Origin of the sequence: Acinetobacter sp. UC24323 (genome assembly GCF_024151445.1) — a bacterium.
Taxonomy (GTDB): Bacteria; Pseudomonadota; Gammaproteobacteria; order Pseudomonadales; family Moraxellaceae; genus Acinetobacter; species Acinetobacter baumannii.
The window spans coordinates 299,425-312,561 of the sequence record NZ_JAHIBY010000002.1; the positions used below are offsets into that span (position 1 = coordinate 299,425).

Below are 13,137 nucleotides of genomic sequence, written 5' to 3' on the forward strand. Positions count from 1 at the left end.
CCGTGGCCTCCAAGGAATTAACTTTAAAACTTACAATTATTCATTATGGTGAAATGTAGATCAAAACTGGCTCACCCGTCAAGTGATTTAATCACTATTTTAGTGATTTTTTAATGCTCCCTCAATTTTCTGTGCTGCTTTGTTGATTTCATTTTCTAAAAGTTCTTTGTAGAAGTCTGCTAATTCATTTAAATAACGTTGCACTTGCATACGACTAACACCAGCTAATACTGCCCTGTTTCTCTCACTTGGTTTGTAAGTAGCTGGAACTTTGCATAACTCAAGCAATGCAATTAACAAAGCCTTCTCGCGTTTTTCCTCAAAAATAATTTGCTCACCTTTGTGGATTAAATTAAAGATTGGATGAATTAATTCCAAAATTTCAGATTCCTCATAAGCATTTAGTGCATACATACCAAAAAGAATTGTTTGCACTTTGGTCAATTTTGCATAACTAATCGCCAAAATTACATCTTGAGCCGTATATAAAGGCCTAGTGTTGTCGACTCTAATCGCTTCATAATTAACAGTTTTTGGATTCAATAACCGTATTAAATTTTCCATTCAAATCACCACTTATAATTATCAGTGTGTACCATGTGTACAATCTGTTTATGATTTTTGGAAAAGGTAAACACTGGAAAGCCTTTATATATAAAGCTTTCACTTAAATGTGTACCATGTGTACCATTTATATAAAGTTCTCTTACGTGAGAATGCTTTTTGAGTGATGGTTTAAGAAGTGCTTTGAAGGTTGTTAATTCAATATAGATATTACTTTTACGTATACGCGCGCGTGCGCAAATGGTACACATGGTACACATAGGATTAAAAGCATTGATATATAAGGCTTGCAGACGTGTACCATTGTTTTGAATGGTACACATAAAGGTACACATGGTACACATAAAGCTTTGATTTTTATATTTATATAGGCATCGGAACATTATCACCACCATCGAACGCCTTGTCAAATTTATCTATCTGTTCACCCAGCCAGTCCTGCAATGGCACATCTTCAGGAGGCACCCCAACAATAATCACTTTAGTTTGCCCTCTTGTGCCTTTAGGCTTGCGCCAATGCTTTTGATCTGTAGTAGAAACAATTCCATATTTCTTTGCCTCACCCATAAAGCGCTTTTGGCTCACAACGTGTTCATTTGTCCTTTTAGACCACTTTTGGTATGCATCATAGAGCTGCATAGACGTACAACTCACATATGGAAAATCCGTTTCACCCTTTATCCATTGAGTGACAAACGTGTCATAACCCGCTTTGGTATATTCAATAATGTCCCTTTTGGCCTCTGTCATCGGGGGCTTTGTGTGAGCATCAAAACCAGTTAAATCCACTTGTAGCAAAGCTGTGTAAAATGCTTGAATTACTTCTTTTGAATCGAGATCACGTGCAACTCTCTCCAGTAGGTCGGGTGGTAAAGTTGATTTCGGGTACAAGACTAAAAAACGACGGTCATTTTCTTCAATCGGTAGCGGTTGAGTATGGTTGGATAAAAATACACAATTCATGTGGTTCGCTTGGCGCATTGAAGCCAAGAATTTTTGATGAATTGATAGCGTGCTACCAGTAATTAAATGCTTAATAAAACCCATCATGCCATGCTTGGTTTTGTTGTTTGATATTTCTTCAAATAGCAAATACAACACCTGTTCGGCCCAATCATTGTATTGGCTCTCTAAATCGCGCTGATCTAAAGTTTTATGGTAAATAGTGTAAATTTTCTCCATGACAGCCCCAAAAAACAAAGATTTACCAGCTCCATGAATATTTCCGTGCATTAAAACAGAGGTTGCCATTTTTGCCCCTTTGTTTTGTAGAGGGTACGCTAACCATCTTAACAACCACCCAAATGCAGCCTTTTCTTCACCACAAAGGTGACGCAGTAAGTCGATAAAACTTTTGGCCTTATCATATGCAGTCTTGAGCGGCAATAATTGATCTGCCGAGTCTGGATCAACTAAAGCTGTAACCTCTAGACCAGTAAAAATATTAATTTGATGCTCTTTGGTTGAATTGGTCGGATCAAAAACTAAATCAACATGACGAATCATTCGACGGTGGGGCGATTTGGCCCAAATCTCATATTGATTTGGATACGCCTCTTTAATCGCAATATTTTTAATGCGTTCTCGGTTAATGGTATCCCATGACTCCAAAGTCCCTTCAAGATGCACAAAGCGCCCAAGGAGATCGGTAGCATCACTTGCATTTTGATCATCAATTTGTTTTTTCAAGGCATCAGCATCAATCATTTTTCTTTTGGGATGGGCTTGCCAGCGATTGGCAACAGATTTACCCACCATTTTTGTGAAAGCTAAAGACTTAATGACCTTCTTTTTGTAGTCATCCCAAATATCTGTTTTACCTTCCACAAGCATAAATCGACCTAGACACTTTTCTAGCGAGAATTCAGGACGTTCAAATTCAATGATTTCTCCCTTATTCTTGTTAGTAGCCGAATCTACACTAGGCTTTTCATTCATTGGTGGTGCAAAATCAAGCTCAAAATCACCTTTCAAATCAATAGCTTGAACTTTATTTTCCGCACTATTTTGGCACATTACCCCCAAATCTTGGCTTGCCTGAGCGGGAGGGGTGCGGGGAGAAGGCGCAGTAATGGTCGAAGAGTTAATTTTCTCTTCAATCTGCCTCCGCACTTCACTCAACCCCACTAACACATGTAAGTCATTAAAATCGGATGGATAAGAAGATGATGCTTGCGGCTGCCCCTCATTACCGTCATGACCCATTTTGCTGTTAACTGTACTAAAGTCGGGTAAAATCACCAGCCCGCCTGTGGCAGCCACAGCTTTATTCGCAGCTTTTAAGCCTGCATCTGGAGGATTACTGTGACTGTCATCATCTGCACAATAAACAATTTGAGCTTCAGGAAACTTAGAACGGATTGCTATCCCTACCTTGTCCACATTACTTGACTGGAAAGAAACAATAGTTGTGTAGCCTGTCGCCTCATAAATACTTGCAGCCGTCGCGTAACCCTCGGCGATACAAACGACCTGTTTAGGTTCAGCAATCTGGCCTAACATATAAAAACAGTGGTTGATTCGGCCCCCATTCAAATATGGTTTAAAACCGTCAGGATGAATTGTTTGAAGGTTCCAGATTTTCCCATTTATATCAAAAAGTGGAACAATTAAATGGCCGTTCCCATTGATACGGCATCCAAAATTTTTGACCTGTTTACGTTCCAAATATGGACAATCACGGTCAAAACTACGCCATTTAGACTCACGTTCTGCGCGCTTTGCGGCAGCCTCGTTCGCCTTAATCTCCTCTTGTTCAGCCTTGATACGATCTGCTTCTGCTTTATCTTTCCAGCGTTGTTTATCAGCTTCAGTTATTTTGGAGTCACCAGATAACCCCAAAATTGCTCCAACCTCTTGAAGTACTGCCGAGTAATCCATGTTCCTAGACTTTTCAATAAGCGCAAAACCATCACCCGCATTACATTGGTTGCAGATCCATGTACCCTTCCCTTGCTTGTCATCACATCTAAAACGGTCTTTACCCCCACAAATTGGACAAGGTCCATGCTGGTTTTTCTTCGCAGGAACTTGAATGGCAAAAGCTGGGAAAATTAAATCCTTCCAACGGCCCTCGGCTGCTTCACGTACTTGATCAAACCTTAGAGCCATTATTCTTTCTCCATAAAAGCTTCAACCATTGCGTAAAGATTCAATGCAACACGAATTAAATTTAAAACGTCTTTTTGAATTACAGCCGCTTCATCCCTTGTAATAACTTTATCGGCTATTGCCTGTGCTACAGATTGGGAAAGATCACCCTGTTCACGAGCAAGCATTCCGATAGACGTCATAAAATTCGCATCTACCAGCAATGTAGTTTCGGGAAGCTCAAACCAAGCGGCATTTCCATGAATAGCGCAAACACTATCCATAATTCGCTCATCTTTGGTTTCTGAAAGAATCGCTTCAAAGTGGTGGATATTTGCTTTATGAGTTGTAGTTGTCGGATTAATAGAATTGCGGAATGTATTGATATTAAAACCGTTATTTTCTGCAATTTGGGCCATTAAGCATTCATTGCTATTTGACACAGCAGCTTTTAAAGCCTGCTCAAGTGTTAACACAGCACGTTCACGACGTTCACTAAGCGTTAATTGCATGTTTAAATCCTCCTGAAATAGTCATGTTTTCAGGACTTGGAGCAAGATAAGATGCGTCCAGTTCATAAAGCCATGCAATAAATTGGATTTTGTTGAATGCACCATTTGACGCATTAACTAAAGTTTCAATCATCTCGATACGAGGTACGCGAGTTTTATGGATTAAATGTCGCTTTAAATACAAGACCGTTGTTCCAGCTCTTTCGGCATATGCCTCAAGCTCTTCTGGATTTTGATCAGAGATAAATTTATGAAATGAAAAATCAGAATTTGACATACTAAATCACCATAATGGTCACTTTAATGGTGAGAATATTGATTTTTTTGATTGATTTGTCAATACAAAAATCAATTTATTTTGATTTTTTGGTGATTTTTAATCAGCGATTTTTGATTGATAATTGCCTTCCAAGCATTTAAATGCAACGCTTTTACTGTGGCGATTGACAGTATTGAAAGAAATAAGTTGGGAAACTATGCAAATTTTATCCGATGTATATCAAACCCGAAAAAGAAATCTCCTACTCCTTATAAAATATTCTACCAGTAGAAGCGATTTCGCAGACCTTATTGGTAGTGGCTATAATAATTTAAATCAATATCTTAGCCAAAAGAATCCTAAGCAAATTGGAAGTAAATTTGCTGAAAAAGTTACAACAGCATTAAAATTACCTCGTGGCTGGTTAGATAGTCCTCAAGACGAGAATACGATTAAAGTTATTATGAAAGCGCATAATACGACAGGCTATGACGCAGGCCCTCAACAAAATCAAAAAAATGATGATGAAACACCTAGCTTAAATCAAAATAATCCGCTTAAAATGATCCCACTCATGAATATTCTGAAAATATCGAAGGGGGAAAATTTGGAAGTAACGGAAAATATTGATGAAACTAAAAATATATATGCTCCACCAGGGATTGCTAACCCAGTAGCGTATCTTATTAAAGGGACTGGATATTCAAAACCTTACCGAAATGGATACACAATTATCTGTGAATTTTCTGGAGCAGCTACATCTGGAGCTGAAACACTGATATTCACCAAAGACGAGAAAATATTCGCAGGTGAATTTTTATATGAACAAGATATTTTGATTGCTCTTGATTCAATCGACGGTGAAAAAATCAATATTCTCAAAGAAAATATAGCAAGAATTTCACCTATTAAGGCATTTCTAGCACCAGATTTATAGTTATTAAAATCACCAAAAAGTGGCTTAGGCCACTTTTTTTATATCTTTTTATTATATTTTTGATATTTTTTTCATAATTAAATCACCATTTTGATGATAAAAACATTTTTTCTATATTGACACTTTTGATTTTAGTGATTAATAATTCAATCACCAAAGTGACCATAATGGTGATTATTTTGATTAATGTAAAAAATCAACCTAGCCCAGTTGATCAAATCAACGAAGCTATTGAACTTATCAGTGAAGCAGTAACCAGCAAACAGCTCGATGAGGCTCGCAACACAGCAACCGCATTTATTGATGCAGCTTATGAAAGTGAAGACATCAATTTAGCCCAAAAGCACCAGCTACTTAAAAAAGTACGCACTGCTTACCGCATCCAGTACATAGGAGCAGCACGATGAAAGTATCTCAAGTTGCTGTCTTCAATATTGCCCTATTTGCAGCCTTCTCAGCTTGCACGTTTCTCGGTCTGAAATACGGCACAACAACTTTAAACCCTGTAAGCGAGTCTGTGGCTTACCAAGCACTATTCCAAAATAAGAATGAAGGAGACAAGTGATGATAGCTCCGCTACCTAATCGTTTTGTTTGTGTTGAGGATGATGAATGGGGCACAAAATGCGACCGACATCATGACCGCGAAGCAGTAAGCCGCATTTGTGTAGAAGCAGATAGTTTTGGAGCTGAATATTCAAATATGTGTCAAGAATGCTTAGATGAATATAAAGCTCACAAAAAACAAAAACTAAATGACCCTTCACAATGGGAACAATGCCCTCGTTGTAAAACTTTAATCCCTGAACTTTCTTCCTATCGCGATCCAGACGAAGGGAGCCATGGACCTGTATATCAAAGATGTTCTGATTGCGTTTCTAAATTTTGGAAACGTTGGGAAGAAGAAAATCTTGATGATGATTACTGGAGAGATTGATATGGAAAAGTTCCAAGGTTTTTCGTTTCTTACAGTATTACTTGCTGCCTATTTCATTGTCAGTCACTTGGAGGGCCTTTAAATGCTTATTTGCCCGTTACATTCTTATTTAAAGCAAAGCCTTAATGATCAAGTTGAAGCTTGGTTAGCACAAGGCAATGAAATTAAAAAGCTAGCACATGGCGAAAGTGGTCTTGACTGGTCTTTCAACAATCAGCCAATCAGCGCTCAATCAAATTTGCGTGAAATGATGACTAAATCTATCAAAAACCACAAAGCAAAAAAGGCTGAAAAGAAAAGTAGTAAACGAGCTACCAGAGCGCAGATTAATGAATTGATCAAATGGCTAGGCCAAAGCACAGGCCGCGGCACACTCTTAACTCAAAAACTAGATTGTGCCCCATCTTTTATTTCACAAATTAAAAACTTCACCCGTCCTTGTTCTGCCGAGAATTATAAAAAGATCAAGGAAGCAATGTTGGAAATTGAACAGGATGAAAAACAATGAATAGACTAATGGTTGATTTTGAAACACTTGATGTGGGTGAATGCCCTGTCATTTTAAGCATGGGCGCTGTTGTATTTAATGAGACTGGTATTGTTGACTGCATCAGCGAAAAGATTGATCAACAATCATGCCTAGACCTTGGTTGCACAATCTCTGAAAGCACTCTTGCGTGGTGGAAAGAACAATCAGAAGAAGCCCATAAAGCTGCTTTTGGTGGAACAACCAATATTGGCTATGCAATGGGAATGCTTGTAGGACTTTTCATGAAGCATGAATGCACTGAGATTTGGAGCGCTGGCTCACTCGCAGATATTCGATGGACTAATAATATTCTTGAAAAACTGCAAATGAAAAAACCATGGGAATTTTATCATGAAATGTGCTTTAGAACTTTCCGTGTGTTTATGCCTCAAATTGAATTTGAAAAAACAGGCACAGCTCACAATGCTCTAGATGATGCGATCAACCAAGCAATGTACTGGATCGAAGCAACTAAGCAATTAAAAACCATACTTTTTCAAGGAATGGATCTAGCCCTTATTGATGATAAGGATATCAGCATTGCAGTTCATTTTGATGAAAACGGCAAGATGTCTTTTTATCCAGTAGAAGGAGTTAAGGCATGAAAATTAGACCAATTCGATTTAGTGATACACGCAATCACACTAAAAACTCAGTAGCAGATGATGTTACCGAGAGATACTCAACCTTTCTTTATGATAGTGCTGCACATGGAAAGTCATATTACATGGTCCGTTGTGCATTTTGTAAAGATGATTTTAAAGCTTTCAAATGGTCCTTAAGAGGTGGAGGTAAACGCTGTCCAAATTGCAAAGCAATAATGGGATCAAATGGTCAAACCTACCAATGGTCAAGTTTAGTTAAGGATAAACCATGAAAAGAATTTCAAAAGACATGAGCTATCATCCTTTAACTGAAGCTGAAGTTTTGGCAGTTCTTGCTGAAGGCAAACTTGATGCAAGCGATTTGCTTTACACGGCTAACCCGAACTTTGAAAAACGCTTTATGCGCTTAAATACAGCACTTGCAAAGCTTCTTGATGAAGTACGTGAGTATTTTCCTGACGCCAATTATTACAGCCCTAATGATGGGATGGCCCTGCTTTTAGGGGATTCCCATGCATCACGGCATGGAGAGCCATCACAAAAAGAGCTAGTTGCAATCTATAGCGATGCTTTAGTAGGCCGATTAAGTGGAGGTGACTGGTAATGGCTACATATATCGAAAAGCTGCAAGACCCAAAAACCATTCAAAAGCTGGAGTCGTTGCTAGGTGGGCACATCATGAGCGTGTATAGAAATGCAGGCTTTAATCCACCTGTACCTGTTTCACATGGTGGACGTTTTATCTATGCCGATCCAGCGCCAGAAAAATACGCGCGTCATTTACGTGAAGGCATGAAACTGTTTGCTCAAGCGTTGGATGAAATGTCTCAAAATGATGGAGGGAATAATGCCTGAATTTATCGTAACGATTGAAGCAGATTCAGCACCTCAAATCGTTCTCGGTCAAATGCTTCTTGGCGGTACAGTTACCGCCTTGAAGCTTGAAAAGCGTAAGTTGGTATCTGTGGCCGAGCTGGTTGCTAAATATGGCCTATCAGATGAAACCATTCGCACAAAATGCATTTCAATCAACCAAGGTACTAACGGCAAGCATATGTACGATCCAGACGCAGCCGATGCGATATTAAAAAATCAAAAAGTCCGACGTGGACCTAAAAGAAAAAATTAATTATATGCCCGCTTTATGCGGGCTTAGTTTTATCCGTTAAATGCTTCAATCAGATCGGTTGCATCAGGGTTATAGTAAGTATTTACCAAGACATCAATTTTCTTATGGCCTGTTATTTTGGCTAATACCTCAACAGGTAATTTTCTGACTCTAACCATACGTGTAATTGCTTCATGCCGAGTATCATGAAAATGAAGGTTATTAAGACCAATACTCGCTTTTCTTTTTTCCCACATTAATCTAAATGCATTTTCAGACTGAGGGATAATATTGCGTCCAGTGTGCTGAATTAATTTTAGTAATTCTTTTGCCTCTTCAGATAAAGGTACGTTTCTTGAATCTCCATTCTTAGTTTTTGGCAGGTGGACATAACCGTCATAAATATCTTTCTTTGCCATTGCCAACAATTCACCACGACGTAATGCAGTCTCTATGGCGAATAAAAAACCCCAAGCAACATAGTGCTGTGGCAACACTGGAACACTGCCCCTTTCATAATCTAAAGCCTTTAGCATTAAATCTATTTCTGAAGGATGTATGCGACGGTCCCGAGCTTTTGGCTTTTTGGGTTTTGTCATTTGCATCCAAGGGTTTTCATCAATCAAAAACAGTTCTTTCTGCGCGAATGTAAACATTGCACTGTAGTGTGATATTTCTTTTAATACTGTATTTTCACTAACTTCTGATAAGCGTTTATTACGCCAATTAGTTAAGTCTTTGGGAGTAATTTCATAAATTGATTTTTGAGCCAAAGCACCAAACTTCATTTCAAAATTTTTATGCTGCCCTTTTATCCAATCTCGTGAAGATTTAGAAGGGTTAAACTGTCCAACATCCTGAAAGTACTTATTGCTCAAATCACGAAATAAAAACTTTGGCTTCTCTTCACCAGCATCTATACGCGATTGTGATTTTAATTCTAGTAATTTTAATGCTGCCCATTGCAAGCATTCTTTTGGTGTATCTCTGGTACAGTAATACCGTTTCCCTTGATGAGAAACGGTAATTGTATATGTCTCACCTCTTTTACGCGGTGTAGGTAGCTTCATGTTGTCGCAGATTTGTCGCAAATGGCGTGGAAATATTGCCATTTTTTGCCAAAATTTCCAACTCTGCCAAGTACTGAATGCGTCAAACAGGCATAAAAAAAGACTTATAAGCTACTGAATTGCTTATAAGTCCTTGATATATCTTGGTAGGCATATCCAGACTCGAACTGGAGACCTCTACGATGTCAACGTAGCGCTCTAACCAACTGAGCTATACGCCTAAGATGGAAAGCATCATATTCATTTTTCAAAAGCAAAACAAGTGATTTACCAGTGAAAAAAATACAAATGAGCAGACTTTGAGCAAACTCTTTTTCATTTCCCAAAAAGTAAAACGGTACATGGTTCAACCACATACCGTCTTTGTTTAGCCAAATATCAAGGTCAACTTAACAAGGGCACTTCTTCAAAGTACCACCTGCAGATGGGTATCTTGCATCAACACAATGTCGATAGAAAGTTTGTGCATCCATAGGTGTTAAATCTGGATGATGGGCTTTCATATGCTCCAGATACGTTTGATAGTCCGGCACACCAACCATGAGTCGGAAGCTTTGCTGTAAACGCTGCCACAAGGTTGCGATACGTGACCAGTTCTTTGGAGAGAGTAATATCTCTTTTTGCGAAAGCACGGTCATTTTGATGATTTTCGCAATAATGACAGTACCATTTTTTGCAAATTTAAAGTTCATCTTTATTCTCCTCGAGTGGTAACCACTTCAGGATCGGTATATACCGCAGGCGCTTCATTTACAGTCGGTGTTGGACTTGCTAAAGCACGACGAACAATACCAATTGAGGCAATAATCATGACAATCGATACAATCATAAAGAAGCCACAAAGTGCAGCATTAATCTGGTTCGACATCACAATAGTTTGCATTTCGGCAATGGTTTTTGCAGGCTTAAGAATTTCACCACGAGCAATCGCATCGGAGAACTTATGTGCTTGAGCCAAGAAACCGATTTTCGGGTTTTCGTGGAAAATCTTTTGCCACCCTGCTGTCATACACGTTATGAACAAGAAAATGGTTGGAATGATCGTCACCCACACATACTTCTCTTTTTTCATTTTGAACAGAATCACGGTACCCAAAATGAGTGCCATCGAAGCCAGCATTTGGTTACCCACACCAAATAAAGGCCATAATGAGTTGACGCCGCCAAGTGGGTCAATCACACCTTGATAGACGAAGAAGCCCCATCCACCTACCGCAACGGCCGTACCTAACAAGTTACCAAAGAATGAACCTGAAGATTTAACCGCCGGAATAACAATACCAACCGTGTCTTGCACCATAAAACGACAAGCACGTGTTCCTGCATCTACCGCAGTTAAAATGAACAATGCTTCAAATAAAATCGCAAAGTGATACCAGAATGCCATCATGGCACGGCTGTTAAAGATTTCAGAAATGATATGAGCCATACCAATAGCAAAGGTAGGCGCACCACCTGTACGTGAAAGGATTGAGCTTTCACCCACTTCTTGAGCTAAAACTGTCAACATTTCAGGCGTAACAACAAAGCCTAAATTACGTACAGCTTCCGCTGCAGATTCTACGGTTGTACCGAGCACTGCTGCTGGCGCATTAATCGCGAAGTACACACCTGGATCTAATACTGTCGCACAGATCATCGCCATGATCCCGACAAAAGACTCCATAAGCATACCGCCGTAACCAATCATGCGGATATTAACTTCGTTATCAACAAGTTTTGGTGTCGTACCACTCGATACCAGCGCATGGAAACCTGAAATGGCACCACAGGCAATGGTAATAAATAAGAACGGGAATAAGCTACCTGAGAAAACCGGACCTGTACCATCAATAAAATGGGTAACAGCAGGCATTTTAAGGTCAGGCAATGCAATCACAATACCGACTGCCAAACCAAGAATAACCCCGATTTTAAGGAAAGTAGATAAATAATCACGTGGTGCTAATAGCAACCAAACCGGTAGTACCGATGCGATAAAACCATAAATGATGAGACACCAAGTGAGCTGTGTTCCAGTTAAAGTGAAGAACTCACCCCAATATGGATCTGCGGCAACATGTCCACCATACACAATTGCCAGCATCATTAAAACGAAGCCAATAATTGAAACTTCTGCAATACGTCCCGGACGAATAAAGCGCATGTAAACGCCCATGAACAATGCAATTGGAATAGTGGCTGCAATACTAAAGACACCCCACGGACTATGTGCAAGTGCTTTCACAACAACTAAAGCCAATACTGCAAGGATAATAATCATTACCCCAAGTGCGCCCAACATGACCACAATACCGGCAAAAGGACCAAGCTCCTGCTTTGCCATTTCACCCAGTGAACGGCCATCACGGCGTGTTGATATAAATAAAACTAGAAAGTCTTGTACTGCACCCGCCAGAACGACACCAACCAATAACCAGATGGTGCCCGGTAAAAAGCCCATTTGTGCAGCCAAAATCGGCCCGACTAATGGCCCTGCGCCGGCAATCGCGGCAAAGTGGTGTCCAAACAGTACATACTTATTTGTTGGCACATAGTCTAAGCCATCGGCTAAACGATGTGCAGGAGTTAACCGTCTCGGGTTTAATTCAAATACTTTAGTTGCAATAAATAGACTATAAAATCGATATGCGATGCTATACACACATGCAGCTGCCAGTACCAACCATACTGCATTAACATGTTCACCACGACTTAGCGCCAGCATCCCGAAAGAAATAGCACCTATAATTGCTACTAGGCTCCAGACCAGTTTGGAGGGAAGCGTAGATTTCGCTTGCATTGTGTCCATTCTTAACCTCTCAATAAATAATTACAGCAGTTTTATATTGTTATGTACTGTTCTCTGCTCAATCCTTGTGACTCTACTCCTCCTTTGTTCTTTTTCCTCTTATACTTTCGCATAAAAAAAGGGATGATTGACATCATCCCTTCGATAATAGTTTATTTTTTAACTATTATGCACGCTCTAAATACTCACCAGTACGAGTATCTACACGAACGCTTTCTTCTTGCTGAACAAATAACGGAACACGAACAACCGCACCTGTTTCAAGCTTAGCTGGCTTACCGCCACCGCCAGAAGTATCACCACGTACGCCCGGATCAGTTTCAACAACTTTCAACACAACGAAGTTAGGTGCATTTACGTTTAAAGGAACGCCGTTGAATAACATGATTGTACATGTTTCATTTGAGTCGTCTTTTAACCATTTAGCAGCATCACCCATTGCAGTTTTGTCAGCTGCAATTTGTTCGAAGCTTTCTGGGTCCATGAAGTGCCACATTTCGCCATCGTTGTATAGGTAGTTCATTTCTACTTCTACGATGTCAGCAGCTTCTAAAGTATCACCAGATTTAAAAGTTTTTTCTAAAACTTTACCAGTTTTAAGGTTACGTAATTTTACACGGTTGAACGCTTGGCCTTTACCCGGTTTTACGTATTCGTTTTCCATGATTGAACATGGGTTACTATCAAGCATGACCTTAAGGCCTGGCTTGAAATCATTTGTAGAATAATTGGCCAT

At 39.5% G+C, this 13,137-nt stretch carries 18 protein-coding genes and 1 tRNA gene; 10 read left to right on the plus strand and 9 right to left on the minus strand.

What is annotated here, in order from left to right; genetic code table 11:
- Window positions 1-99: 99 nt before the first annotated feature.
- The 4 genes from KNQ97_RS04100 to KNQ97_RS04115 form a co-directional block, all read right to left on the minus strand.
- Window positions 100-564 (minus strand): hypothetical protein, encoded by a 465-nt coding sequence (locus KNQ97_RS04100; RefSeq protein ID WP_159141664.1) that lies wholly within the window; start codon window positions 562-564, stop codon window positions 100-102.
- A gap of 363 nt (window positions 565-927) precedes the next feature.
- The gene (locus tag KNQ97_RS04105) at window positions 928-3,675 is read right to left on the minus strand and encodes a DUF5906 domain-containing protein (RefSeq protein WP_253611910.1); all 2,748 of its coding nucleotides are present in this window, start codon (window positions 3,673-3,675) and stop codon (window positions 928-930) included.
- The gene (locus KNQ97_RS04110; RefSeq protein WP_233749121.1) at window positions 3,675-4,166 is read right to left on the minus strand and encodes a phage regulatory CII family protein; all 492 of its coding nucleotides are present in this window, start codon (window positions 4,164-4,166) and stop codon (window positions 3,675-3,677) included. The genes KNQ97_RS04105 and KNQ97_RS04110 overlap by 1 nt, the downstream gene beginning before the upstream one ends.
- A complete protein-coding gene (locus KNQ97_RS04115; protein ID WP_253611911.1) occupies window positions 4,150-4,443 on the minus strand; it encodes a hypothetical protein in 294 nt (97 codons plus the stop codon). Before KNQ97_RS04115 ends, KNQ97_RS04110 begins: the two co-directional genes overlap by 17 nt.
- A gap of 199 nt (window positions 4,444-4,642) precedes the next feature.
- Between KNQ97_RS04115 and KNQ97_RS04120 the strand changes: the two genes are divergently transcribed.
- The 10 genes from KNQ97_RS04120 to KNQ97_RS04165 all read left to right on the plus strand — a co-directional run bounded on the left by KNQ97_RS04120 (window position 4,643) and on the right by KNQ97_RS04165 (window position 8,561).
- Window positions 4,643-5,362 (plus strand): hypothetical protein, encoded by a 720-nt coding sequence (locus tag KNQ97_RS04120; protein ID WP_253611912.1) that lies wholly within the window; start codon window positions 4,643-4,645, stop codon window positions 5,360-5,362.
- A 167-nt stretch (window positions 5,363-5,529) separates the two neighbouring features.
- Entirely contained in the window at window positions 5,530-5,769 is a 240-nt protein-coding gene (locus tag KNQ97_RS04125) for a hypothetical protein (RefSeq protein ID WP_195196929.1), read from the plus strand.
- Entirely contained in the window at window positions 5,766-5,927 is a 162-nt protein-coding gene (locus tag KNQ97_RS04130) for a hypothetical protein (protein ID WP_253611913.1), read from the plus strand. The genes KNQ97_RS04125 and KNQ97_RS04130 overlap by 4 nt, the downstream gene beginning before the upstream one ends.
- Window positions 5,927-6,298 (plus strand): hypothetical protein, encoded by a 372-nt coding sequence (locus KNQ97_RS04135; RefSeq protein WP_253611914.1) that lies wholly within the window; start codon window positions 5,927-5,929, stop codon window positions 6,296-6,298. The genes KNQ97_RS04130 and KNQ97_RS04135 overlap by 1 nt, the downstream gene beginning before the upstream one ends.
- An 82-nt stretch (window positions 6,299-6,380) precedes the next feature.
- Window positions 6,381-6,806: a peroxidase gene (locus KNQ97_RS04140; protein ID WP_253611915.1), complete on the plus strand. Its 426-nt coding sequence runs from the start codon at window positions 6,381-6,383 to the stop codon at window positions 6,804-6,806.
- A complete protein-coding gene (locus KNQ97_RS04145; protein WP_253611916.1) occupies window positions 6,803-7,432 on the plus strand; it encodes a 3'-5' exonuclease in 630 nt (209 codons plus the stop codon). Before KNQ97_RS04140 ends, KNQ97_RS04145 begins: the two co-directional genes overlap by 4 nt.
- Entirely contained in the window at window positions 7,429-7,704 is a 276-nt protein-coding gene (locus tag KNQ97_RS04150; RefSeq protein ID WP_032035835.1) for a hypothetical protein, read from the plus strand. Before KNQ97_RS04145 ends, KNQ97_RS04150 begins: the two co-directional genes overlap by 4 nt.
- A 17-nt stretch (window positions 7,705-7,721) precedes the next feature.
- A complete protein-coding gene (locus tag KNQ97_RS04155; RefSeq protein WP_367398836.1) occupies window positions 7,722-8,036 on the plus strand; it encodes a hypothetical protein in 315 nt (104 codons plus the stop codon).
- Window positions 8,036-8,287, plus strand: coding sequence for a hypothetical protein (locus KNQ97_RS04160; RefSeq protein ID WP_253611918.1), 252 nt, complete (start codon window positions 8,036-8,038; stop codon window positions 8,285-8,287). Before KNQ97_RS04155 ends, KNQ97_RS04160 begins: the two co-directional genes overlap by 1 nt.
- Complete coding sequence (locus KNQ97_RS04165; RefSeq protein WP_001113835.1) at window positions 8,280-8,561, plus strand: hypothetical protein; 282 nt, start codon at window positions 8,280-8,282, stop codon at window positions 8,559-8,561. The genes KNQ97_RS04160 and KNQ97_RS04165 overlap by 8 nt, the downstream gene beginning before the upstream one ends.
- A 29-nt stretch (window positions 8,562-8,590) precedes the next feature.
- On the opposite strand, the gene KNQ97_RS04170 is transcribed toward KNQ97_RS04165, so the two are convergent.
- The 5 genes from KNQ97_RS04170 to efp form a co-directional block, all read right to left on the minus strand.
- Window positions 8,591-9,610, minus strand: a complete 1,020-nt coding sequence (locus tag KNQ97_RS04170; protein ID WP_188139650.1) for a site-specific integrase — start codon at window positions 9,608-9,610, stop codon at window positions 8,591-8,593.
- Between the two features lie 144 nt (window positions 9,611-9,754).
- Window positions 9,755-9,831, minus strand: a tRNA-Val gene (locus tag KNQ97_RS04175).
- A 168-nt stretch (window positions 9,832-9,999) separates the two neighbouring features.
- Entirely contained in the window at window positions 10,000-10,302 is a 303-nt protein-coding gene (locus tag KNQ97_RS04180) for a YbdD/YjiX family protein (protein ID WP_001009533.1), read from the minus strand.
- 2 nt (window positions 10,303-10,304) lie between these two features.
- The gene (locus tag KNQ97_RS04185) at window positions 10,305-12,401 is read right to left on the minus strand and encodes a carbon starvation CstA family protein (RefSeq protein WP_000380470.1); all 2,097 of its coding nucleotides are present in this window, start codon (window positions 12,399-12,401) and stop codon (window positions 10,305-10,307) included.
- Between the two features lie 166 nt (window positions 12,402-12,567).
- The gene (efp, locus tag KNQ97_RS04190; RefSeq protein WP_000035083.1) at window positions 12,568-13,137 is read right to left on the minus strand and encodes an elongation factor P; all 570 of its coding nucleotides are present in this window, start codon (window positions 13,135-13,137) and stop codon (window positions 12,568-12,570) included.